Origin of the sequence: Streptomyces sp. CA-243310 (genome assembly GCF_050936775.1) — a bacterium.
GTDB lineage: Bacteria > Actinomycetota > Actinomycetes > Streptomycetales > Streptomycetaceae > Streptomyces.
In genome coordinates, this window is record NZ_JBNJMF010000002.1 from 381,086 (window position 1) to 405,921 (window position 24,836).

The following is a 24,836-nucleotide window of genomic DNA, read 5'->3' on the forward strand; positions in this document are numbered from 1 at the left end:
GGCACGACGGGGCGACCCGCGCACAGGGTGCGGGCCGCGTCATGCCTTGGCCGAAGGTCTCGTCCACCCCGCACGATGTGCGGCGGTCCGATGGCCGGGGCGTCCGTAGACGTCCAGTATGTCGACCAGCGGTTTTCAGGACTACTCCCCTTCGCTGACACAGAGCCTAACAGGGACTCCGCGGTCGCCCCGCGCCGGCCTTCGCCGGGGCCGCGCCCCGGGGTCGGGGGTGGTGCGCCGCAGTGGGAGGCGCGACCGGCCGGGCGGGTTCCGGGCGGCATGTCACGTGAACGCGGTACCGGGTTTTCCGGGCGTGCGGCGAGGCCCGTCAAGAGGCGTATTCGTGGGACTTTCGAGGCCGCCTCGCGGTCACGGACAGTGGCGTCACGTCGTCGTTGATCGACTGATCCGACTGAGGAGACTGACCACCGCATGGCCACTCACGACCGCGGGCCGCTGCCCCTGACCCCGCCGCAGAACGGCGTCTGGTTCGCGCAGCAGCTGGACCCCACACGCCTCGACTACACCATCGGCGAGTACCTGGAGATCCGCGGGGCGGTGGACCCCGAGCTGTTCGCCGAGGCGGTGCGCCTGACGGTGGCCGGCACCGAGTCGCTCTGCGTCCGCTTCGCCGAGGCGGACGGGGTGGTGCGCCAGATACCGGCCGGACCGCCCCTGCGCATGGAGACGGTCGACCTCAGCGGGCACCCGGACGTCGACGCCGAGTCGGAGCGGCTGATGCGCGCCGAGCTGGCCCGGCCGACGGACCTGACGACGGGTGACGTGGGTCGTTACCTCCTGGTGCGGACCGGACCGCGCTCGTACCGCTGGATGCAGGCCTACCACCACGTCGTCGCCGACGGGATCACCGGCTCGATGCTCGCGCGGCGGACCGCGGAGGTCTACTCGGCGCTGGTGGCGGGCGAGCCCGTACCGGCCTCGGATGCCGCGCCGTGGGCGCGGATCGTGGCCGACGAGGAGGAGTACGCCCGTTCCGCGCGGAGGGTCGCGGACCGGGAGTTCTGGCGGGCGAGACTGGAGGGCGCACCCGAGCCCGTCTCCTTCACGGGAAGCACCCCCGGGCCCGTGTCGGGAACGACGGTGCGGGTGAGCGGTGATCTCGACGCCTCCGACGCCCGGGTGCTGCGCGATGCCGCGCGCCGGCTGGGGACGCGCTGGTCGGCGCTGGTGATGGCCGCCTCCGCCGCCTACCTGCACCGTGCGGGTGGGACGGAGGACGTGGTCCTGGGGCTGCCGGTCACCGGCCGTACCACCCCGGACGCCCGGCGGACGCCCGGCATGTTCTCCAAGGTCCTGCCGCTGCGGCTGGCCGTGACCGGGGCGACCACGGTCGGCGAGCTGGTGCGCGACACCTCCGCGGGCATCAAGGAGGCCCTGCGGCACCAGCGGTACCGGATCGAGGAGGTGCGCGGCGCGACGGGCGCCGACGGCGCGGCCGGCGGCTCCGGGCCCCGGTGGTGGGACGCGGCGGTCAACCTCATGTCCTTCGACTACGAGCTGTCCTTCGCCGGGGCGCCCGCGTCCGCACACAACCTCGCGGTCGGCCCGGTGGAGCACGTCTGCCTCAACGTCTACGACCGGGGCGGGGACAGCCCGCTGACCGTGCAGGTGGAGGGTGACGCGGCGGACGGGGGCCCGGCGGAGTTCGAGGCGCTGCGGATGCGTTTCACCCGCTTCCTCGTCGCGCTCGCCGGCGCCGACGGCGCCACCCGCGTCGACTCGCTGCCGTTCCTGACCGTCGAGGACGAGGAGCTCCTCGCGGCCCTCGGTGACGGAGGCGCGGACCCCGCGCCCCGCGACGGGCTCCTGCACGACCTGTTCGAGGAGGCGGCGGCGCGCACCCCGGACGCGGTCGCCGTGGTGTGCGACGGTCGGGAGGTCTCGTACGGTCAACTGGACGCCTGGGCGCGGGACATCGCGGACCGCCTGCGGCCTGACGTGGAACCCGGGACCCCGGTGGGCGTGTGCGTGGAGCGTTCGCCCGCGATGGTCGCGGCCGTTCTCGGCGTCCTGAAGGCGGGCGGCTGTCACGTGCCGCTGGACCCCGGTCTGCCGCGCGAGCGGATCGCCTACGTGGTGCGCGACGCGGGACTGCGCACGGTCGTCGCCCAGCCGGGTACGCGGGAGTGTCTGCCCGAGGACCTGGCGTCCGTGGTCCATGCGGGCGAGGGCGAGGTGACCGACGGCGTGGCAGGTGCGGGAGGTGTCCGGGTGCCGGCGTCGTCGGCCGCGTACCTGCTCTACACCTCGGGCAGTACGGGCGAGCCGAAGGGCGTGGTCGTCCCGCACGCGGCGGCCGTGGACTTCGTGCGCGCCCACCTCGCCCTGTGCGGTGTCGACGGGGCGACGCGGACGGCGACCGCCCCCGGCGAGCGGTTCCTCGGGTTCGCGTCGCTCTCCTTCGACGTGTCGGTGCTGGACCTCTTCGGCGCGCTGTCGAGCGGGTCCACGCTGGTCCTGGCCACCGACGCGGAGCGGGTCGACGTCGACCGGCTCCAGGCCCTGCTCGCCGCCCACGCGGTGACGATCGCCGATCTGCCCCCGGCGTTGCTGCCTCTGCTCGATCCGGCCGCCCTGCCGGAGCTGCGGTTCCTCTCCACGGGCGGCGAGGCGCCCTCCGGCGACGCCGTCGACCGCTGGACGGCGGAGCACCGCGAGGTGTGGAACGCGTACGGGCCGACCGAGGCCGCCGTGTCCGTGACCATGCACCGGGTCACTCCCCCGTCGCACGGGCGGATCCCGCCGATCGGACGGCCGATGGCCAACCACCGCGCCTACGTGGTGGATCCGGCGCTGCGGCTGCTGCCGCCGGGGGCGACCGGCGAGCTGTGCGTGGCCGGTGACGGCCTGGCGCGGGGGTATGCCGGACGGGCGGCCATGACGGCCGACCGGTTCGTGCCGGACCCCTTCTCCGGGATTCCCGGAGCGCGGATGTACCGGACGGGTGACCTCGTGCGCTGGTCAGCGCGGGGCGAGTTGGAGTTCGTCGGGCGCGTCGACCGACAGGTCAAGATCAACGGTCACCGGATCGAGCTGGGCGAGATCGAGGCGGTCCTCGGCCGGCAGCCGTCGGTGGGACAGGCCGCGGTCGTGGTGCACGCCTCCCCGGGCGGGCCCCGGCGGCTCGTGGCCTTCGTCGCTCCGCCCGCCGGCGAGGTCGAGCCCGATTCCGGCGCACTGGCGGATGAGTTGTCGCTCGTGCTGCCCCGGTACATGGTTCCCCACGCGTTCGTCACCCTGGACCGGCTCCCGCTCACCGCGGGCGGCAAGGTGGACCGCGCGCGGCTGTCCGTGCCGGCGCCCGCGGCCCCGGCGGCGCGCGTCGAGCGCCCGTACACCGCCCTGGAGGTGACCCTCGCCGCGCTGTTCTCCGAGGCGCTCGGTCTCGCGGCGACGCCGGACGACAACTTCTTCGAGCTGGGCGGCGACAGCATCACCGCCCTCACGCTCGCCGGCAGGGCCCGTGCCCGGGGCTTCTCCTTCACGCTGCGCGACGTCTTCGCGCACAAGACGGCGGCGGCCCTCGCCGCGGCCGTCGGCGAACCCGGGGCCGCCGCGCCCGAGGACTCGGCGCCCGCCGTCGAGGAGTTCGGGCCGTTCCCGGCGACCCCGGTGATGCGCTGGCTCCTGGACGGGCCCGGGCCCGTCGGACGGTTCAGCCAGTCCATGGTTCTCACCCTGCCCCGGGGCGCGGACGACGACGCGTTGGTCCGGGTCCTGCGGTCGGTCGTCGACCGGCACGCCGCGCTCCGCCTGCGCGTGGACTCCGGCGCCGAGGGCCCGCTGTGCACGGTCGGCGAGCCGGGTGCGGTGGACGTGGCCGGCCTGTACCGGCGCGTGGACGTGTCCGGGCTGGACGGGACGGAGCGCGCGGCGGCCGTGGAGCGCGCGGCGCGGGAGGCCGCGGGCCTGCTGGACCCGGCCGCCGGGGTGATGCTGCGGGCGGTGCGCTTCGATCACGGCGAGGCACCGGGCCGGTTGCTGCTGTGCGTGCACCACCTGTCCGTGGACGGGGTGTCGTGGCGGATCCTGATGGCCGACCTGGCGGCGGCCTGGAAGGCCGTGGCAGCGGGTGCTGCGGCGCCGGACGGCGACGCCGGCGTGTCGTTCCGCGCGTGGGCGCGGCACCTCGAACTCCAGGCGCGCGCACCCGAGGTGATCGACGAACTCCCCTTCTGGCGCGAGACCCTGCGCCCCGTCGACGACGGTGGCGCGGGCCCGCACGCCCCGTGGAACCGGGTGCCCGATCCGGTCCGGGACACCGCCGGCGGCACGCGCACGCTGACGCTCGACCTGCCCGCCGAGGTCGCCGGCCCGTTGCTGGCCCGGGTGCCGGCAGCGCTGCGCACCGGACCGACCGAGGTGCTCCTCGCGGGTCTGGCCCTCGCGGCGCACCGGATCCACTCCCCCGGCGCCCTCGCCGGCCCCCTGCTGGTGGACCTGGAAGGGCACGGGCGCGCCGATCGCACCGGCCGTCACGATCTGGCGCGCACCGTGGGCTGGTTCACCACCCAGTACCCGGTCCGCTTCGACTGGGAGGGCCTCGACCTGGATGCGGCGGCCCTGGGCGGTGACGCCCTCGCGGAGCTGGTCGGGCGGATCCACACGAGCATGGCCTCGGTCCCGGACCACGGCACCGGTTTCGGTCTGCTGAGCCGGCTCAACCCGGACACGTCAGCCGAGCTGTCCGAACTGGCCCGCCCCCGGATCCTGTTCAACTACCTGGGTCGGTTCGCCGGTCCGGACGGGGCACCCTGGGGCCCGGCTCCCGAGGCCGGCGGCCTGCGGGCCGAGGTGGATCCGGGGATGCCCGTCGAGCACGCCCTGCAGATCGACGCCCTGGCCGTGGACGGTGCGGACGGCCCTTCCCTCAGCGCCGTCGTCACCTGGCCGCGGGCTCTGGTGGGCGCCGCCGAGGCGGAGGCGCTGGTCGAGGCGTGGGGTGACGCGCTGCGGCTGCTGGCCGGCTGGGACGGCGCCGCGCGGCCGCGTCGGCTCACGCCCCGCGACCTGCCGTTGGTCCGGTTGACGCAGTCCCGGGTGGACGGGTTGGCCGAGCTGTACCCCGGGCTCGCCGACGTGCTTCCGCTGTCTCCGCTCCAGGAGGGGCTGTTCTTCCATTCCGCCTTCGACACCGGCGCGATGGACGCCTACACCGGGCAGATCGTCCTGACGCTGGACGGACACCTGGACGCGGACACCTTGCGGGCGGCGTGCGAGAGGCTGCCGGCACGTCACGGCGCCCTGCGGTCCGCCTTCACCGACCGGGGTCTGGACCGGCCGGTTCAGGTCGTGGTCGAGACCGTCGACGCGCCGTGGGAGCTGGTCGACCTCAGCGGTCTCGGAGCCGAGGGCAGGCAGCGGGAGTGGGAGCGGCTGCTGGCGGCCGACCGGGCGCGCCGCTTCGACCTGGAACGGCCGCCGCTGATGCGCTTCACGCTGGTCCGGTTCGACGGGGGTCTGCACCGACTGGTCATGACCAATCACCACATCCTGTGGGACGGCTGGTCCTCGGCGGTGCTGTTGCGCGAACTGCTCGCCGGCTACGCCGAGGCGAGCGGCCCCGGGCGGCCCGGCCCGGTCGTGGAGGGCGTCCCGTACCGGTCCCACCTCGACTGGCTGGCCCGGCAGGACCAGGCCGCCGCCGAGGCGGCCTGGAGCGGTGCGCTCGCCGGCCTGGAGGAGCCGACCCTGCTCGGCGGCGCCGACCCGAACCGGATCGACGCGCTGCCCGAGCGGATCTCGGTCGAGCTGTCGGCGGAGCTGACGGCGCGGCTGACCGCACGGGCCCGTACGGCCGGCGTCACCCTCAACAGTGTCGTCCAGGGAGTCTGGGCGATCCTGCTGGGTCGGGTGACCGGCCGCGAGGACGTGGTGTTCGGCGGGACCGTCTCCGGGCGGACGTCGGACGTCGCGGGCATCGAGGACATGGTGGGGTTGCTGATCAACACCCTGCCGGTGCGCTTCCGGATCCGTGAGGGCGAGCCGTTGTCGGCCGCTCTCGCCCGGTTCCAGGACGAGCAGGCGGACCTGATGGACCACCAGCACGTCGGACTGGCCGGCATCCAGCGGGCGACCGGTCTGGGCACCCTGTTCGACACGACCGTGGTCGTGGAGAACTATCCGCTCGACCTGGAGTCGATGCGGGACGTGGCCGGCGGGCCGCGGCTGACCGGTGTGGAAGGGGCGGACGCCACCCACTACACCGTCAACCTGATCGTGCTGCCCGGGGAGCGGCTGCGGCTGCACCTCGACCACCGCGCCGACGCGCTCGACGCACGGACGGCGCTCAGCCTGGGCGAGGCGTTGGAGCTGCTGCTGACGGCCGTCGCCGACGCCCCGGACACCGCCGTGGGCGAACTGGACCTGCTCTCGGCAGAGCAGTACCGCCTGATGCGGGAGTGGAACGACACGGCGGTGCCGGTCCCCGGAACGACCCTCGTGGAGCTGTTCGAGGCTCAGGCCGCACGGACCCCGGATGCCCCGGCGACCGTCTTCCGTGACGAGACCCTGTCCTACGCGGAACTGGATCGGCGGGCCGCGCGGTTGGCGCGGGCGCTGCGGCTGCGCGGTGCGGGTCCGGAACGGATCGTGGCGGTCGCCCTGCACCGCTCCACCGAGATGGTCGTCGCGTTGCTGGCCGTGCTGAAGTCGGGCGCCGCCTACCTTCCCGTGGACCCCTCGCTGCCGGCCGAGCGGATCGCGTACATGCTCTCCGATGCCGATCCCGTGCTGCTGCTCGCCGGTGACGACGTCGCGGACGCGCTGCCGGCCTCGGCGGGGGTGCCCCGGCTGGATCCGGCGGCGGCGCCGGACGGGGACGGGGCGTCGGGTGACGCGGTCGCCCGGCCGGACGTACCGCTGCCCTCGCACCCCGCGTACGTGATCTACACGTCCGGTTCGACGGGGCGGCCCAAGGCGGTCGTCGTGGAGCACGCGGCCATCGTGAACCGGTTGCTGTGGATGCAGGACCGGTACGGGTTGGGGCCCGACGACCGGGTGTTGCAGAAGACGCCGTTCGGGTTCGACGTCTCGGTCTGGGAGTTCTTCTGGCCGCTGCTGGCGGGTGCCGTGCTGGTGGTCGCCGAGCCGGGTGGGCACAAGGACCCCGCCTACCTCGCCCGGGTCATCGAGCGGGAGGCGATCACCACGGTGCACTTCGTCCCGTCCATGCTGGCGGCGTTCGTGGAGGATCCGGACGCCGGCCGCTGTCGGTCGCTGCGCCGGGTGGTGTGCAGTGGCGAGGCGTTGCCGGAGGAGCTGAAGAACCGGTTCCTCGATGTGCTCGACGTGCCCTTGCACAATCTGTACGGGCCCACGGAGGCGGCCGTCGACGTCACCCACTGGGACTGCCGGCACGAGGACGAGGGGCCCGTGCCGATCGGCCGCCCGATCTGGAACACCTCGCTGTACGTGCTCGACCCGCGGGGGCGGCCCGTACCGGTGGGTGTGGCGGGCGAGTTGTTCCTCGCGGGCGCCGGTCTGGCCCGCGGGTACCTGCGCCGGCCGGAACTGACGGCCGAGCGCTTCCCGCTCGACCCGTTCGGGGTGGACGGTGCGCGCATGTACCGGACCGGGGACCTGGCCCGCTTCCGCGGCGACGGCTCGGTGGAGTACCTCGGTCGCACCGACGACCAGGTCAAGATCCACGGGTTCCGGATCGAGTTGGGTGAGATCGAGACGGCGCTGGGTCGGCTTCCCGGGGTGGGCCGGGCGGCGGTCGTGGTCCGCGAGGACGTCCCGGGCGAGCGAAGGATCGTCGGCTACGTCGTCCCGGAGGCGGGGGCCACCCCCGATCCGGAGGCCCTGCGCGCCGAACTGGGCCGCTCGCTCCCGGAGTACATGGTGCCGTTCCCGATGCTCGTCGACCAGCTGCCCGTCACGGCGAACGGCAAGCTCGACCGGCGGGCGCTGCCCGCTCCCGCGGCCGCCCCGGCCGGCGGCCACGAGCCGCCCGAGGGGGAGACCGAGGAGCTGGTGGCCCTGGTGTGGGCGTCGGTGTTGGACGTGCCGAGGATCGGCCGGCACGACGACTTCTTCGCCCTGGGCGGCCATTCGCTGAGCGCCACCCGGGTGGCGGCCCGGCTCCGGCAGTCCCTCGGCCTGGACCTGCCCCTGCACACCCTTTTCGAGCAGCGGACCGTCGCCGCGCTCGCCGGCGCCGTCGAAGCGGTGCTGCTCGCCGAACTGGAGTCCGGTTCGGGCGGGTTCGCCGAAGCGGCCGGGTTCGCCTCGTCGCCCGTGTCCACCGACGCCGTTCCTTCACTCGCACTTCAGGGAGAGACCTCGTGACCACGCAGGAGAGCCTGCCCGCCGGCGTCGACAGCCGCCTGGCCGATGCCCGTGAGCTGCTGCGCCGCAGAGTGCGCGCCGCGCTGGCCGACTCCGCGGCCGGGACGGCCGTGACGCCCGCCGAACCGGTTCCCGGTAACGGGAGTGACGCCGCGTCGGACGCGGAGCCCGTCGCCTCGTTCGCCCAGGAGCGGATGTGGCTGGTCGACCGCATGGCGGAGGGAACCCCCGGTTACGCGATCCCGGAGATCGTGCGACTGCGCGGCCCCCTTCGGCCGGAGTCGCTGCGGAGGAGCCTGACCGCCGTCGTGGAGCGGCACGCCCCGCTGCGGACCGTCTTCGAGGAGCGTGACGGTGCCCCCCACCCGGTCGTCCTGCCGGCGCCGAGGTCGGTGCCGCTGCCGTTGCTCGACCTCGGTGTCACCCCGCCGGGGGAAAGGGAGGAGCGGGCCCACGCCCTGGCCCGTGAGGAGGTCCGCCGACCCTTCGACCTGACGACCGGCCCGCTGCTGCGGTCCCTGCTGATCCGGCTCGACGCCGAGGACCACCTGCTGGTGCTGGTGGTCCACCACATCGCCACCGACGGCTGGTCGATGGGCCTGTTGTGGCGGGAGCTGTCCGAGGGGTACGCGGCTCTGGCGCAGGGCCGCCCCCTCCCGTCGGCGGCCCTCCCGTTCGACTACCAGGCGTACGCCCGCACCCAGCGGGACCGGTTCGCCTCCGGCGCCATGGACGGGCGACTGCGCTGGTGGGAAAGCTGCCTTGGCGGGTTGGAGCCGCTCGCCCTGCCCGCCGACCGGCCGCGGCCCACCCGCCGGAGCGGCGACGGCGCGAGCCTGGAGTTCACCCTCGACCCGGGCCTCACCGCCCGGCTGCGCCGGATCGCCGAGGGGCGCGGCGCCACCCTCTTCATGACGCTCCTGGCCGGCTTCCAGGCCGTGCTGGCCCGCTACGGCGGCAGTACCGACGTGGCGGTCGGGACCCCGGTGGCCGGGCGGGATCGGGTGGAGCTGGAGCCCCTGATCGGCTTCTTCGTCAACACCCTCGTGCTGCGCTGCGACCTTTCGGGCGAGGTGAGCTTCCGTGAACTCCTCGGCCGGGTCCGTCGGACCACCGTGGACGCGTACGACCACCAGGAGGTCCCCTTCGACCGGCTGGTCGAGCACCTGCGTCCCGAGCGGGTCGGGGACCGCAACCCCCTGGTGCAGGTGATGTTCGCGTCGGCCCCCGACGAGACGGCCGGGCTGCGGCTGCCGGGCCTGGACGTGGAGGTCGTCCGGAGCGACTTCGGCGGTTCGCTCTTCGACCTGAGCGTCTTCGTCTCCGAGGGCGCCGAGGACTGCTCCGGCAGTCTCGTCTACGACACCGACCTGTTCGACCGGGCGACGGCCGAACGGATCCTGGCCCACTACCTGGAGCTGCTGGCGTCCGCCGCCGCGGAGCCCGACCGGCCGCTGGCCGAACTGCTGCCCTCGGCGGCCACCGCGGCCCGGCTGACCGGCGAGGGGCACGGCCCGTCCCGCCCCGACCTCGCGCCGGCCACCCTGGTGGACCTGTTCGCCGAGCAGGTCCGCCGCTCCCCCGACGCCGACGCCGTGGTGTGCGGCGACGAGCGCCTCAGCTTCGCGGAACTCGACGTCCGGTCCGCGCTGTTGGCGGCGCGGCTGACGGCCGCCGGGGTGGTCCGGGAGTCCGCGGTGGCGCTGCTGATGGAACGGTCGGTCCACCTCCCGGTGGCGATCCTCGCGGTGCTCAAGGCGGGGGGCGTCTACGTCCCCCTCGGCGAGGGCTTCCCCGTCGCCCGGCTGCACTGGATGCTGGAGCGGACCGAGGCACGCCTGCTGCTCACCGACCCGGCGACGGCGGGCCACGAGGCGGTCGTGGCCTCGCCGGTCCCGGTGCTGGACGCGTCCGCCCCGGTGGATCCGGCGGACGGTGGTGTTCCGGACCCGGTCGGGCACTGCGCGCCCGACCAGTTGGCGTACGTGATGTACACCTCCGGCTCCACCGGTGAGCCGAAGGGCATCGGCGTCACCCACGCCAATGTCGCGGCGCTCGCCCGCGACCGCGCCTTCGACGCGCACCGGAGGGTGCTGGCGCACTCCCCGCTATCCTTCGACGCCTCGACGTACGAGCTGTGGGTGCCGCTCCTGTCCGGCGGTCAGGTGGTCATGGCGCCGCCCGGGCGGGTGGACACGGCCGCGCTGACCCGGCTGGTGCACGAGCACGACGTCACCTCGCTGTTCCTGACGGCGGCCCTGTTCAACCTGGTCGTCGAGGAGTGCGTGGAACTCCTGACCCGGGTGCGGGAGGTGTGGACGGGCGGTGAGGCGGCCTCCCCGCACGCCTTCGGACGCGCGCTGGAACAGGCACCGGACACCCTGCTGGTCAACGTGTACGGTCCGACCGAGGCGACCACCTTCGCCCTGCGGCAGCGCCTCGACGCCCGCGCGGGCGCCCGGGTCGACGGCCGCGTCCCGATCGGCACGCCTTTGGACGACACCCGGCTGTACGTGCTGGACGAGCGCGGGCGCCCGGTGCCGGAGGGCGCCGTCGGCGAGCTGTGCATCGGCGGGACCGGCCTGGCCCGCGGCTACCTGGGCCGGCCGGGACTGACCGCGCAGCAGTTCACCGCGGACCCGTACGGCGCGCCGGGCGCGCGGATGTACCGTACGGGCGACCTGGCCCGGCGGCGCCCCGACGGCACGGTGGACTACCTCGGCCGCGCCGACCAGCAGGTCAAGATTCGTGGGCATCGCATCGAACCGGGTGAGATCGAGGCCGAGTTGGCGCGCTCTGCCCAGGTCGGGCACGCGGCCGTGGTGGTTCGCGAGGACACTCCCGGCGAGCAACGGCTGGTGGCGTACGTGGTGGCGGCGGAGGGTCTCGCCGTGGAGCCCGACGAGCTCCACCGGGCCCTCGCCGTGCGGCTGCCGTCGTACATGCTGCCCTCGGCGATCGTCTTGCTGCCGGCGCTGCCGGTGACGGCCAACGGCAAGCTCGACCGGCGGGCGTTGCCCGCGCCGCCCGAGGAGGGCGTGCGCCGCGCGGAGTTCGCCGCTCCGGCGACGGCCACGGAAGTACTCGCGGCGGCCGTCTGGGGCGAGGTGCTCGGCACCGGGCGGATCGGCCGGCACGACGACTTCTTCGCGCTCGGCGGCCACTCGCTGCGGGCCACCCGAGCCGTGTCACGGCTCGGCGCACGTCTGGGAACCGGGGTGCCGCTGCGGCTGCTGTTCGAGCACCCGACGCTGGAGCGGTTCGCCGTCGCGTTGGACGCGCTGTGCGGGGCCGGCCCGATAGGCTCCGCACCGGGTGCCGAGGTCGCGGCGATCGGTGCCCGGCCGGCCGGGGAGGTCGCGCCGCTGTCGTTCGCTCAGCAGCGGCTGTGGTTCCTGGACCAGCTCCAGCCGGGCCGGCCCGACTACAACATCCCGGTCGCCGCCCGGTTGCGGGGCCCGCTCGACGCCGACGCGCTGGCGGCCGCGCTGGGCGTGGTGGTGTCCCGGCACGAGGTGCTGCGCTCGCGGATCAAGGACGGCCCGTCGGGGCCCGTGCAGAGCGTGGAGGCACCGGAGGTCTTCGACGTCGTCCGCAGCGACCTGGGCGGCCTGTCGATCGAGGAGGCCCGCTCGCGGGCCCTGGGACTGGCGCACGCGGACGCCGCCGCGCCGTTCGACCTGGGCGCCGCTCCGCTGCTGCGGGCCCGGGTGGTGCGGATCGCGGACGAGGAGCACCTGCTGGTGTTGGTGCTGCACCACACCGTGGGCGACGGCTGGTCGATGCCGGTGTTGTGGCGGGAGCTGTCCGGTGCCTACGGGGCGCTGCGCCGCGGCGAACGGCCCGTACTTCCCGACCTGCCCCTCCAGTACGGGGACTTCGCGTACTGGCAGCAGCGCCGTCTGACGGCGGGCGAGGCCGACGCGGGCATCGCGCACTGGCGGGAGCACCTGGCGGGACTCCCGGCGCTGGAACTGCCCACGGACCGGCCCCGACCGCAGGTCCGCGGCGGGGCGGGCGACGCCTTCGCGTTCGAGGTGCCCGCGGGACTCGCGGAGCGGCTCGGCGTGCTGGCCCGCGAGCGCGGTGCGACGCTGTTCATGGTCCTGCTGGCCGGATTCCAGGCGTTGTTGGCCCGGTACACGGGGCAGAGCGACATCGCGGTGGGCTCGCCCATCGCGGGCCGCGACCGCACCGAACTGGAACCCCTCATCGGCTTCTTCGTCAACACGTTGGTGCTGCGCACCGATCTGTCCGGTGACCCCGCCTTCGGGGAGCTGCTCGGGCGGGTGCGGAGCACGGCGCTCACGGCGTACGAACACCAGGACGTCCCCTTCGACCGGCTCGTGGAGGAACTCCGGCCGGAGCGCGACCTCGGCCGCAATCCGCTGTTCGACGTGCTGTTCCAGCTCCACCCCGAGCAACTCGGGGCCCTGCCCCTGGACGGTGTGGAGGTGGAGAGCCTCGACACGTCGAACGCGACGGCCAAGTTCGACCTCAGCCTGGCGATGACGGAGCACCCCGGGGGGCTGACGGGCACGGTGCGGTACGCCACCGACCTGTTCGACCGCTCCACGATCGAGCGGTTCGGCGCGCACTATCTGCGACTGCTGGCCGGTGCGGCCGAGACCCCCGACGCGCCCTTGTCCCGACTGGACGTCCTGTCGCCGCAGGAGCACGCCGCGCTCCTCGGGGAGGGCGGCGACCAGACCCCGGGTGCGGCCCGGACGCTGCACGCGCTGGTGGAGGAGCAGGCCCGGCTGCGACCGGACGCCCCCGCGGTGATCTGTGGGGATCGCACCACCACCTACGCGGAACTCGACGCGGCCGCGAACCGGCTGGCCCACCGGCTGCGGGAGCTGGGGACGGCACCGGAGACGAGGGTCGCCGTCATGGCGGGCCGGGACGTGCGCACGGTCGTGTGCGTGCTCGCCGTGCTGAAGGCCGGCGGCGCCTACGTGCCGGTCGACGCCGGCCATCCGGCGGAACGGGTCCGTACGGTCCTGGCGGACAGCGGGGCGCGGCTGGTGCTCACGGCCGGTCTTCCCGAGGGTCTGCCGGCCGGTCTGACCGGCTCCGTACCGGTCCTGGACCTGGACGCCGAGCGGGACGCGGTCGACGCCCTGCCCGCCACGGCGCCGGCGGACCTCACGGCCCCCGGACACCTCGCCTACCTGCTGTACACCTCCGGGTCCACCGGCCGCCCCAAGGGCGTGGCCGTGTCGCACGCCGCCGTCACGGGCTACCTCGCCGCGCTGACCTCCACCTTCGAGCTGGGGCGCGACGACGTCGTGCTCGCCCGGACGGCGTTGACCTTCGACCCGTCGGTGCGCGACCTGTTCGCGCCGCTCACCACCGGCGGGCGGATCGTGCTCGCCACGCAGGACGAGGCCGGGGACCCCGACGCGCTGGCACGGCTGCTGCGGGACGGGGAGGTGACGGCGCTGCTGTCGATCGTTCCCTCGATGCTGGGGCCGCTGGTGGAGTCGGTCACCGGACCCGCCCCGCGGCTGCGGCTGGTGATGACCACCGGTGAGGCGCTCACCCCCGGACTCGCCCGATCCGCGTACGCCCTGGGCACGCCGGGACGGCTGCGGCTGGTCAACCAGTACGGTCCGACGGAGTGCACCAACACGACCACGTACCACGTGGTGACGGACGCGGACATCGACTCCGGCCGCATCCCGATCGGGCGACCGCTGCCCGGAGCCCGGGTGCTCGTGCTGGGCGAGCACCTCGAACCGCTGCCGCGCGGCGCGATCGGCGAGCTGTTCATCGCCGGCCGCGGGGTGGCCCGGGGCTACCTCGGGGATCCCTCGCGCACCGCCGAGGCCTACCCGCCGGACCCGTACGGTCCGCCCGGTGCGCGCATGTACCGCACCGGGGACCTGGCGCGGCTGCGGTCCGACGGGGTGCTGGAGTTCCACGGCCGCCGCGACAACCAGGTCAAGGTCCGGGGCCACCGCATCGAACTGGGCGAGGTCGAGGCCGCGCTGCTGCGCCACCCCGCCGTCGGGCGGGCCGTGGCCGCCGCTCACGGGGACGGCGCCGACCGCGTGCTCGCCGCGTACGTGGTCTGGCGGGACGGGGCGGGCGATCCGGCCGCCGTCCTGGACTTCGTGCGGGAGGCCCTGCCGGCCGCGATGGTTCCGTCCGCGCTGGTGGTCCTGGACGCGCTTCCGCTGACCCCCAACGGGAAGACCGACCGTCGGGCGCTGCCCGCCCCGGGTCCCGGCGCCACCGCCGGGCATCGCGCCCACGTCGCACCGCGCACCCCGCTGGAACGCACGGTCGCCGAGGTCTGGGAGGAGGTCCTCGGCGAGGGCCCGATCGGGGCCCGGGACCACTTCTTCGAGCGCGGCGGGCACTCCCTGCGCGCCACCCGGGTCGTCTCCCGGCTGCGGACGCTGCTGGGGCTGGACGTGCCCACGCAGTTGTTGTTCCGTCATCCGGTCGCCGAGGACCTCGCCCGGGCCCTGGCCTCGCTGGGCGCGTCCGCGGGGAACGAGATCCCCTCGCTGCCGGCGGGTCCCGGTCCGCTGTCCTTCGGCCAGCAGCGGCTGTGGCTGCTGGACCGGCTCCAGCCGGGCCGGCCGGACTACAACATGCCGGGCGCCGTGCGGCTGGTCGGGGACCTCGACGCCGCGGCGGCCCTGGCCGCCCTGGAGGACGTCGTCGCCCGGCACGAGGTGCTGCGTTCGCGGATCGAGGAGACCGGTGAACAGGGCGATGCCGCCCGTGTCGTGCCGGGACCGGTCGGGATGTTCACGCCCGTGTTCACCGACCTGTCGGCGCTCGGTTCCGCGGCCGGGGACCGGGCACGGGAGCTGGCGGAGGAGGACGCCGCCGTGCCCTTCGACCTGGCGGCGGTCGGGCCGTTGCGGGCCCGACTCGTGCGGATCGCGCCGCATGAGCACCTGCTGGTGATCGTGGCCCACCACATCGCGTTCGACGGCTGGTCGGTGGGGGTGTTCTGGCGCGAGTTCTTCGCCGCCTACCGCGTCCGCACCCGGGCCGACGCCCGCCCCCTGCCGGAACTGCCCGTCTCCTACCGCGAGTTCGCGGCCTGGCAACGCGAACGCCTCGGTGGTGACGCGCTCGCCGGGACGCTCGGCTACTGGCGGGACCGGCTCGGCGGCCTCGCGCCCCTGGACCTGCCCACCGACCGGCCGCGACCGGCCACCCCGTCCGGGCGCGGGGAACAGCTCTCCTTCGTCCTGCCCGAACCGCTGCTGCGCGGACTTCGCGATCTTGGACGCGCGCACGACTCCACGCTGTTCATGGTGCTGCTGGCGGGCTTCCAAGCGCTCCTCGCCCGCTGGTCGGGCGGCGAGGACATCGCGGTGGGCTCCCCCATCGCGGGCCGGGACCGCGCCGAACTGGAGCCGCTCATCGGCTTCTTCGTCAACAGCCTCGTCCTGCGCACCGATCTGTCCGGGAACCCCGGTTTCGGCGAACTGCTGGGGAGGGCCCGGGAGACGGCCCTGGGGGCGTACGCCCACCAGGACGTGCCCTTCGAGCGCCTGGTGGAGGAGGTCCAACCGGAGCGCGATCCGAGCCGCAACCCGCTCTTCCAGGTCATGCTGGTCCTGGACGAGGAGGCCGCCGCGCCCACGCCGCTTCCCGGACTCGACGTCGAACCGCTCACGGTGAGCAGCGGCGCCTCGAAGTTCGACCTGTCGCTGTACTTCGTCGAGGAGGAGGGCGCCCTGCACGGCGAGGCCGTGTTCGCCACCGACCTCTTCGACCGGGACACCGTCGAAGGGATGACATCGGCGCTGGTGGAGCTGCTCGGCGCGGCGGTCGCCGATCCCGGGACACCGTTGGACTCGCTGCCGCTGATGGACGCGGCGCGCGAGCGCCGGCTGCTGCTCGCCGGGAACGGGGTCCGCGAGCCTGCCGCGGACCGGCCGCTGCACGCGCTGGTCGCCGAACAGGCGGCCCGTACGCCGCGGGCCCTCGCGGTCGACGACGGGACACGACGCCTGACGTACGCCGGGTTGTGGGACCTCTCGGGCCGGCTGGCGCGGAGACTGGCCCACCTGGGGGTGGGCCCGGACACGGCGGTGGCGGTCTGTGTGGACCGCTCGGTGTCCCTGCCCGCGGCGCTGCTGGGCGTGCTGCGCTCGGGGGGCCTGTACGTGCCCGTCGACCCCGAGTACCCGGCGGACCGGATCGCCTACATGCTCGCGGACAGCGGCGCCCGGGTCCTGGTGGTGTCGGGCGGCTGCGGCTCCCCGGAGGCGCCCGAGGGGGTCTCGGTCGTGGACCTGGACACCCTGGTCGCGGACGGGTACCGCGACGACGCGTGCGGGGAGGCGGGCCTCGGGCCCGTGCCGCCGGCTCCGGAGCATGTGGCGTACACCCTGTACACGTCGGGTTCGACGGGACGCCCCAAGGGGGTCACCGTGCCGCACCGGGCCCTGTCCAACTTCACCCGGGACATGGTGCGCAGGCTGGGGCTGACGGCCGGCGACACGGTCGCCGCCGTCACCACGGCCTCGTTCGACATCGCCGTGCTGGAACTGCTGGTCCCGCTCGTGTGCGGGGCAGCGGTACGGGTCGTCGACCGGGAGACCGCGCGGGACGGCACCCTCCTCGCGAAGGAACTGGACTCGGCGGCGGTCACGGTCGTACAGGCCACGCCCGCCACCTGGCACCAGTTGATGGAGAGCGGCTGGCAGGCGCCCCACGTGCGGGCCCTGTGCGGCGGCGAGGCGCTGCCCTCCGCCCTGGCCGAGCGGATGCGTACGGCGCTGGGCACCGTCTGGAACGTGTACGGGCCCACCGAGACGACCGTCTGGTCGACCGCGTACCGCCTGTCCGGGCCCGTCGGCGTCGGGCCGGTGCCGATCGGCTCGGCGCTCGCCAACACCCGCCTGCACGTCCTGGACACGCACCTGCGGCCGGTGCCGGTCGGCGTGTTCGGCGAGCTGTTCATCGGGGGTGACGGACTGGCCCGCGGCTACCACGGCCGGCCGGGCCTGACCGCCGACCGGTTCGTGCCCGACCCCTACACGGCGGGCGGACGGCTGTACCGCACCGGAGACCTCGTGCGGCGGCTCGCGGACGGGACCCTGGAGTACCGGGGGCGCGCGGACGGTCAGGTCAAGGTGCGCGGCCACCGCATGGAACTCGGGGAGATCGAGGCCGCGTTGGCCCGTCACCCACAGGTCCTCGCGGCGGCCGTGGCCGTGCACGGCACGGGCGTGGACGCCGTCCTGGCGGGCTACGTGACGTGGCGGCACGAGGAGGGAGACCTGCGGGCGCTCGGCGACTTCCTGCGCCGGGACCTGCCCGAGTACATGGTTCCGGCGGTCCTCACGGCGCTGGACCGGCTGCCGCTCACCCCCAACGGCAAGCTCGACCGCAAGGCGCTCCCCGCGCCCTCGGCGGAGGCCGCGCGGGGTGACGGGGCGCCCCGGGTGGCTCCGCGCGACGCCACGGAGCTGCGCATGGCGCGACTGTGGGAACAGACGCTCGGGACGGCCCCGATCGGGGTCCGCGACGACTTCTTCGCGCTCGGCGGACACTCGTTGAAGGCGTTCGCGTTGATGGCCGCCGTACGCCGGGAGTTCGGGGTGGAGCTGCCGCTGAACATGGTGTTCCGTCGACGCACGGTGGAGCTGCTGTGCGAGGCGCTGCCGGACGCGGGGGCGGCGGCCGCCAGGCTGCTGGTTCCGCTCGCCGACGGCGACCGTTCCAAGGCGCCGCTGGTCCTCGTCCATCCGCGCGGCGGCGACGTCGTCTGCTACCGGGACCTGGTGCGGGACCTCGGCGCCGCTTCCGGCGGCGACCGGCCCGTCCTCGGCCTGGAGTCGGTGGGGTACAACACGGACGAGACCCCGCTGGAACGGGTGCCCGAGATGGCGGAACGCTACCTGGCCGCGCTCCGCGAGGAGCAGCCGCACGGCCCGTACCTGTTGGCGGGCTGGTCCTTCGGCGGAACCGTCGCCTACGAGATGGCCGCCCGGCTGGAGGCGGCCGGCGAAGAGGTCGCCTTCCTCGGCCTGATCGACTCGGCCGCACCGGGTGCCGCTCCCGGATCGGACGCCGAACCCGGCGACCCCGATCTGCTCCGGTACGGCATCGCGGCGGGCCTCGACCCCGATGCGGCCCGCGAACTGGACGAGGACGAGTTGCTCGACGTCCTCGTGCGCCGGGGCCGCGAGGACGGAACCCTGCCCCGGCGGTCCCCCACGCTGGCGCTGCGCCGGCTGCTGCGGGTCGCCGAGGCGAACGGGGCGGCGTCCGCCGCGTACCGCACGGACTCCGTGCTGGACGTGGACCTGCACCTGTTCACGGTCTCCGAACGGCATCCCGAACTCGCGACCCCGCTCGTGGACCCTGCGCCGTGGGGCCCGCGCACGACGGGCACCGTCGTGCGGGCCGTGATCCCGGGCAACCACCACGACCTGGTGGAACCGCCGCACAGCACCGCGCTGGCCCGGGCACTCGCCGCGGCCCTGCCCTCCTGACGCCCCGCCCCTTCCACACGACCCGGCTCGTCCACACGACCGGGCTCGTCCACACGGCCCGTTCCTTCCACCGTTCCGAACACATCAAGGAGAAACCCATGAACCCCTCGTCCCCGCAGCAGTTCCTCGTCGTGGCCAACGAAGAGGAGCAGTACTCCCTGTGGGAGGCCGGCCGGCCGGTCCCGCTCGGCTGGCACGACCAGGGCGTGCGCGGCGACAAGGAGGAGTGCCTCGCGCACATCGAGCGGGTGTGGACCGACATGCGCCCGCTCAGCCTCCGCGTGAGCATGGCCGGCTGACCCGACGATCCGTGCGCGCCCACGCCGCCCGGCAGCCCGCACCCGCGGGCTGCCGGGCGGCGTCCACGGTGCCGGAAGGAAACCACCATGACCACCTCACGCAGCGGGGCGCCCGCAGCCCCGCGTCGCCTCACCCCGCTGGCCGCCCTGGTGGCGGTCTCCGCGATCTCCTCCCTCGGCATGGCCATGACCCTGGTCGCCGTGCCCTGGTTCGTCCTGCAGAGCACCGGCAGCGGGACCCGGACGGGGCTCGTGGCCGCCGCCGAGGTGCTGGGGCTGCTCTGTTCCGCCGTACTGGCGGGCCCGATCGTCGACCGGCTGCCCGTACGCGCCGCCAGTGTGGGCGGCGACCTGCTGACGGCGGTCGCGATCAGTCTGATTCCCCTGCTGCACGCCTGGAACGCCCTGCCGCTACCGGTGTTGATCGTCCTGGTCTTCCTGGTGGGAGCCGCCCGCGGGCCGGCCGACACCTCGAAGCAGCTGCTGCTGACGGACGCCATGCGGCAGGCCCGCGTCACGACGGAACGGGCCACGGGCTCCGTCGAGGGAGCCCGGCGCATCGGACTGATGGCGGGGGCGCCGCTGGCGGGTCTCCTCATCGCGACGGTCGGCCCGGTGCGCACCCTGTGCGCCGACATGACGGCCATGCTGCTGTGCGCGCTCCTGGTGGCCGTTCTGGTGCCGGCGGGTCCGGGCGTCCGGCCGGTGAACGCAAAGACGAGTGGCTCGTACGGTGAGGAACTGCGCACCGGGCTCAGGCAGTTGCGCGGCGACCGACTCCTGGGCGCCATGACCGGCGTGTTGTTGCTGACCAACGCGTTGGACGGAGCACTGAACGGCGTGCTGTATCCGGCCTACGGGACCGAGGTGCTGCACAGCAGCGCGCTGTTCGGCGCGATGGTGACCGCGATGGGCGCGGGCGCGCTGCTGGGCGCCGCCCTGTACGGCTGGGCCGGGCACCGGATGCCGCGTCGCGCCGTTTTCGTGGGCGCGTTCGTCCTGGTGGGAGCGGTGCGGTGTGCCGCACTCGCTGCCGAGCCACGAGTGCCGGTGTTGTTGGCGGTGTTGGCCGTCTCGGGTGTCGGGTCGGGTGTCGTGGGGCCGCTGATGATGTCGGTGGCCTTCCAGCGGGTGCCCGAGGAGGTGCGGGGCCGGGTGTTCGGCCTGCTGGTGGCGTGCGCCTTGGCGGCGACCCCGGTGGGGATGCTCGGTGCGGGGCTGGTTCTCGACGCCTGGGGTCTGGTGGCGGCGCTGCTGGGCACGGGCGCGGTCTATCTCGGCGTCACGTTGGCGCCGTTGGTCTTCCCGGTGTGGCGGGACTTGGACGGGCGGGCGTCGGCGGAACCGCGGGAGGCGACCGACGATCCCCGGATCGGTTCACCCGCCGCCCCGACCCCTGCCCTGGCGCCCGAATCAGTGTGATTCCTCCCGATGTGCCGCCCCTCACCTTAACGCCAGGCAGTTTGATGAACGCCCGGATCGATCATCGGGCGGCCGGAGCACGGCAGGGTTGGTCCTGCGAGCACGACCGGCGAGGGCAATCCCCGAAGCGGTCGCGAGCAGACCAGAAGACCTCAACCCGGGGGAACCCATGCTGAAGCGTTTCATCGTCGCCCTGTCCGTCGCGGCCGCCGCCCTGCTGCTGCCGATCACCGGCGGTTCGCAGCCGGCGGACACCACGGTCTCCGCCACCGGCGAGAGCGAGGCGGCGACCACCCCGGCACACCCCGTTCACATCACCCCCGGCACGACCACCGGCGGTACGCGGCTGAGTGACCCGAAGGACAGTTCCTGGGGCAGCTGACCACCCCGGCGCGGGGGTTACGTGTGAAGGGGGGCCACTCGCGGTATGCGAGTGGCCCCCCTTCACACGTGGCACACCTGGCACACGTACGCCCTCATTCCCCCGCGCGGTGCAGGGAGACGACGGCGTACCTGGTTCCCTCGGCGCACTCGGCCCGACGGCCCCACCGGGCCGGCACGTACAGCACCTCTCCGGGCAGCAGCCTGCATTGGAAGGACGCCGGCTCCCCGTCCTCACCGGGTCCGGTCAGCCGCCAGGTCACGGCGCCGTCGATCTGGTGGATCAGCAGGTGGTCGGCGGAGGCGGTGTCCGCGGCCCCCGGGTCCGGGCGCGTGTGCGCCCCGGCGACGACCAGTTCCGCCCGGACGCCCAGGCCGGTGAGCGCCCCCAGCCGTCCGGTGAAGGCCTCCAGCCGCGCGGCCCGGGCTCCGTCGTTCGTCGGGCCCTTCCCTCCGTCTCCGTCACCGAGGCCGTCTCCGTCACCGAAGGCGTCTGAGTCACCGAAAGCCGGATTGTCGTACTCGGGCCACAGCACGCCCGGCGCCCGGCCCAGATGGACGGACAGGAACAGCTCCAGCTCCCGCAGGTGCGCGGTGGACCGTTCGTCGCCATCGTCCGGCAGGTTCATTCGGTGCCCCTCTCCACAGATCCCGTCCGAGGAGCATGCCGCCGACCCCCGCGCCCGCGACAGACACGAGAACGCGTGACAGGGCCGCACCCGCGGACGCCCCCGCCACCCGCCCGTGCGGCCGGGAGGGGACAGGGGCGGGACACCGGGGCGACTCCGATTCAGCCCGCGGCCGGGACTCCGGCGACGGGCAGGGCCTCGACGGCCACGGCTTCGACGCGTACGACTTCGGCGGCGGACGGGGCTTCGACGGCGGGCGGCATGCGGACTGCGGACGGTACGGACGGATCCGGTTCCAGCAGTCCGCGCGCCGCGGCGGCGACCCCCGCCTGGAAGCGACTGCCCGCGCCCAACTCCTGCATGATGTCCGCGATGTGACGCCGGGCCGTGCGCAACGACATGCCCAGTCGGCGGGCAATCGCCTCGTCCTTCAGGCCGGCGGCGAGGAGCCGGATGATCGTCTCGTGGATCTCCCGGGCGACTTCTTCGAGGCCCTGACCGACGGCGGCCGAGAACGGCGAGGCCAGGTCCCAGGTCTGCTCGAAGATGTCGCAGAGGTAGGCCACCGTGGATGGTTCGCGGATCACCACGGCCCCGTGACTGCCGTCGTTGAGCGGGATGAACGCGATCTCGCGGTCGAAGGCGATCAGCCGTCCGAACAGTTCGTGCGCGGTCCTGTACCGCGCCCCCAGCACGGAGGCCGCGGCGACGTACGCCTGGCTGGGCCCGTTGAACCGCGCCGTGTGGTGGTACAGGGTGCGGATCGCGATGCCCCGCTTGAGCATGGCCTCGTCCCGCCCCAGCGCCTCCTGCATCGCCTCGGGTATCCGGCTCCCGCCGCCGGGCTGGGAGCTGAGCATCTCGGTCGTACAGGCGAGGGAGGCCCGGTGGATGGCGCCCCGCACCTCCTCCAGGTTCGCCAACACCTCCAGGGCGTCCCCGGCGGACCGGCGTCGCAGGTAGTGCGGCAGGAAGCGCCCGAGGTCCTCCCGGATCCCGCTGATCGTCCGTTCCTGCTCCCGGATCTGCGCCTCCAGCGGCGCGACGAGCTGTTCGGCGGCGGTGTCGGGGGCCACCGCGAACGCCACCGACGGCTCCTCGGGGCTCACGTGCAGCAGGTGCGAGGCGCGCAACCGCGCGACACTGCGCCGGACCTCGTCCACGTCGAGGCCGGTTCCGGCGGCGAGCGCGTCCACGTCCGCCGTGCGGTGTTCGAGCACCCAGCCGTAGACGTCGAGATCGACATCGTTCGAATCAGACACCACATCAGTAGTCAGCATTGGCCCACTTCGCCCTTTTCGCCCCCGGTCGCTTTACTGCCAGGCACTTTGGTGAGGTGCCCACCCCCTGGCGTCAGGATAAGCAAGGCGAAAGTCTGTACAGGACGAACAGCGGCGGGGGATCGACGCTTTCAGGACCCCCGGCCGCCGATTGGCGCGATTGCGGTCATGGCCTCCTCGCGCCGACGGATCGGTGCGGACACGCCCCCGCGCACGCTCCTTCTCCTCCCTCCTGCCCTCACACCCTCCACGCACCTCCACCGACATCGATCCGGAGCCCCTCATGCCCGACACCGCGCTCGCCGCCCCCGCACGGGACCTGCCCAGCCTGACCCCCCGGGAGCGGGAGGTACTCGCCCACCTCGCGCAGGGTGACACGTACCGGATGATCGCCCGGCGGATGGGGCTGAGCCCGCACACCGTCGACACCTACCTGCGGCGTCTGCGCAGCAAGACCGGCGCGGTGAACCGGACGCAGCTCACCCACCTCGCCTTCCAACTGGGTTACTGAGTGGGCGGCGATACTCGTCCCGTGACATGGTTCGAGCGCGCGGAGGCGGCGGAACGACTCGGTGACCGGGACGCGGCCATCGCGTTGGTGAGTGCCCGCGCCGAGTGCCACGGCGATTCCGACGCGCACGGCAACCACCTGTGGCACATGGACCTCCTGGCCTGCGCCGAACGGTTCACGGAGCTGGCGGAACTCGCCCACACGGACGTCCACGCCCGCCGCCGACTCAACCGGGCGCTGCGCGAACGGGGCATGGACACCGCTCTGCGCCGGCGCGCCGAAGAGGGCGACCGCGGAGCCCTCTACAACCTCGTTCACCTGCTGTGCGAGACGGATCGAGCCCCCGAGGCCGGTCGCGCGGTCCGGGACCTCGCCCCCGACAACGCGTACGCGCTCCGGCTCGTGGCCGATCTCGGATCGCCGTCTCCGCGTACGCCGTGAGGGCCGACGGAGTCGGCTGTTCGGCGACGGCGCATGAAATCGGCTGTCCGAAGCATGCGCGGAGGATGGAATGCGTGGTGTACGAGGAGCGGTCGGGCAGGTCGCAGACGGTCGAGTGCGGTCTTGAGGACGAGGCGTGCCGCATCGCCCTGAAGCGGCTGCACGGCTTGGACGACGGCGAGTTCGGGTGGATCCGGCTCGTCGATCCCGACGAGTCCGAGCTGGTGCAGTTGGCCGAGGAGCTGGGTCTGCACCCGCTCGCCGTCGAGGACGCGGTGCAGGCGCACCAGCGTCCGAAGCGCGAGCGGTTCGACGACGTGCTGGCGGTGGCGATCAAGACGCTGTGGTACGTCGAGGACGAGACCGCGGTGGAGACCGGCGAGATGATGATGTTCGTGGGCCCCCACTACGTCCTCACCGTCCGCCACGGCGCGGTCGATCCGACGGCCGAGGCGGCCCGCCGACTCGACGCCGACGCGACGATGCTCCGCTTCGGACCGCTGTCGGTCCTGCACGCGGTGTTGGACGTCGTCGTCGACGCCTACAGCGACGCCGCCGTCAAGGTGCGCAGCACGCTCAACCGGTTGGAGGACCAGGTGTTCTCCTCCGCTCGCGTCGACCACACCGAGGGCATCTACTCGCTCAAGCGGGAAGTGCGCGAGTTCCGTGACGCCGTACAGCCGCTGGTGCCGGTCCTGAACGGTCTCCTCGGCGGGCCGGGCGAGGAGCGGCGGGCGCCGAAGGCCGAGCCCTACTTCCGGGACGTGGCCGACCACCTGCACCGCACCGACACCGAGGTGCGCACCCTCGACGAACTGCTGAACTCGGTGCTCGACGCCCAACAGGCCCGGGTGGGCACCTGGCAGAACGACGACATGCGGCGCATCTCGGCGTGGGCGGCGATCTTCGCCATTCCCACCATGGTCGCGGGCGTCTACGGGATGAACTTCGAGCACATGCCGGAACTCGGTTGGACCTACGGCTATCCCCTCGCCGTGGGGTTGATGGCACTGGCATCGGGGGCCCTGTACCGGGCCTTCCGCCGCAACGGCTGGCTGTAGGCACCTCAGGTTCCCGCCGGG

Annotated in this window: 10 protein-coding genes; 8 read left to right on the forward strand and 2 right to left on the reverse strand. The window is 73.9% G+C overall.

Going from position 1 to position 24,836, the window contains the following annotated elements; all coding sequences use genetic code 11:
* Nucleotides 1–432 precede the first annotated feature (432 nt).
* The 5 genes from ACQEVM_RS19320 (at nt 433) to ACQEVM_RS19340 (ending at nt 20,894) form a co-directional block, all read left to right on the forward strand.
* Nucleotides 433–8,313, forward strand: coding sequence for an amino acid adenylation domain-containing protein (locus ACQEVM_RS19320; protein ID WP_433080685.1), 7,881 nt, complete (start codon nt 433–435; stop codon nt 8,311–8,313).
* Entirely contained in the window at nt 8,310–18,791 is a 10,482-nt protein-coding gene (locus tag ACQEVM_RS19325) for an amino acid adenylation domain-containing protein (RefSeq protein ID WP_433080687.1), read from the forward strand. Before ACQEVM_RS19320 ends, ACQEVM_RS19325 begins: the two co-directional genes overlap by 4 nt.
* Before the next feature lie 98 nt (nt 18,792–18,889).
* Complete coding sequence (locus ACQEVM_RS19330; RefSeq protein ID WP_433080689.1) at nt 18,890–19,090, forward strand: MbtH family protein; 201 nt, start codon at nt 18,890–18,892, stop codon at nt 19,088–19,090.
* An 87-nt stretch (nt 19,091–19,177) separates the two neighbouring features.
* Nucleotides 19,178–20,512 carry an MFS transporter gene (locus ACQEVM_RS19335; RefSeq protein ID WP_433080691.1) on the forward strand — a complete coding sequence of 445 codons (1,335 nt, stop codon included), beginning with the start codon at nt 19,178–19,180 and terminating at the stop codon, nt 20,510–20,512.
* A gap of 169 nt (nt 20,513–20,681) precedes the next feature.
* Nucleotides 20,682–20,894, forward strand: coding sequence for a hypothetical protein (locus ACQEVM_RS19340; protein ID WP_433080693.1), 213 nt, complete (start codon nt 20,682–20,684; stop codon nt 20,892–20,894).
* Between the two features lie 94 nt (nt 20,895–20,988).
* Here ACQEVM_RS19340 and ACQEVM_RS19345 read toward each other — a convergent pair whose 3' ends face one another.
* Nucleotides 20,989–21,522: a hypothetical protein gene (locus ACQEVM_RS19345; protein ID WP_433080695.1), complete on the reverse strand. Its 534-nt coding sequence runs from the start codon at nt 21,520–21,522 to the stop codon at nt 20,989–20,991.
* Between the two features lie 161 nt (nt 21,523–21,683).
* The gene (locus tag ACQEVM_RS19350; RefSeq protein ID WP_433080697.1) at nt 21,684–22,784 is read right to left on the reverse strand and encodes a LuxR C-terminal-related transcriptional regulator; all 1,101 of its coding nucleotides are present in this window, start codon (nt 22,782–22,784) and stop codon (nt 21,684–21,686) included.
* A 301-nt stretch (nt 22,785–23,085) separates the two neighbouring features.
* Between ACQEVM_RS19350 and ACQEVM_RS19355 the strand changes: the two genes are divergently transcribed.
* The 3 genes from ACQEVM_RS19355 to ACQEVM_RS19365 all read left to right on the forward strand — a co-directional run bounded on the left by ACQEVM_RS19355 (nt 23,086) and on the right by ACQEVM_RS19365 (nt 24,815).
* Nucleotides 23,086–23,313, forward strand: coding sequence for a response regulator transcription factor (locus ACQEVM_RS19355; RefSeq protein WP_433080699.1), 228 nt, complete (start codon nt 23,086–23,088; stop codon nt 23,311–23,313).
* Nucleotides 23,314–23,334: 21 nt separating this feature from the next.
* Nucleotides 23,335–23,754, forward strand: a complete 420-nt coding sequence (locus ACQEVM_RS19360; RefSeq protein WP_433080701.1) for a hypothetical protein — start codon at nt 23,335–23,337, stop codon at nt 23,752–23,754.
* A 65-nt stretch (nt 23,755–23,819) separates the two neighbouring features.
* On the forward strand, nt 23,820–24,815 hold the full coding sequence (locus ACQEVM_RS19365) for a magnesium and cobalt transport protein CorA (RefSeq protein WP_433080703.1): 996 nt from the start codon (nt 23,820–23,822) through the stop codon (nt 24,813–24,815).
* The last annotated feature ends 21 nt before the right edge of the window (nt 24,816–24,836 follow it).

What these genes read in the sequence shown, in the direction of transcription:
- ACQEVM_RS19335 (WP_433080691.1), top strand. Translation starts at nt 19,178, where the DNA reads ATGACCACCTCACGCAGCGGGGCGCCCGCAGCCCCGCGTCGCCTCACC.
- ACQEVM_RS19355 (WP_433080699.1), top strand. Translation starts at nt 23,086, where the DNA reads ATGCCCGACACCGCGCTCGCCGCCCCCGCACGGGACCTGCCCAGCCTG.
- ACQEVM_RS19320 (WP_433080685.1), top strand. Translation starts at nt 433, where the DNA reads ATGGCCACTCACGACCGCGGGCCGCTGCCCCTGACCCCGCCGCAGAAC.
- ACQEVM_RS19345 (WP_433080695.1), bottom strand. Translation starts at nt 21,522, where the DNA reads ATGAACCTGCCGGACGATGGCGACGAACGGTCCACCGCGCACCTGCGG.
- ACQEVM_RS19365 (WP_433080703.1), top strand. Translation starts at nt 23,820, where the DNA reads ATGGAATGCGTGGTGTACGAGGAGCGGTCGGGCAGGTCGCAGACGGTC.
- ACQEVM_RS19330 (WP_433080689.1), top strand. Translation starts at nt 18,890, where the DNA reads ATGAACCCCTCGTCCCCGCAGCAGTTCCTCGTCGTGGCCAACGAAGAG.
- ACQEVM_RS19340 (WP_433080693.1), top strand. Translation starts at nt 20,682, where the DNA reads ATGCTGAAGCGTTTCATCGTCGCCCTGTCCGTCGCGGCCGCCGCCCTG.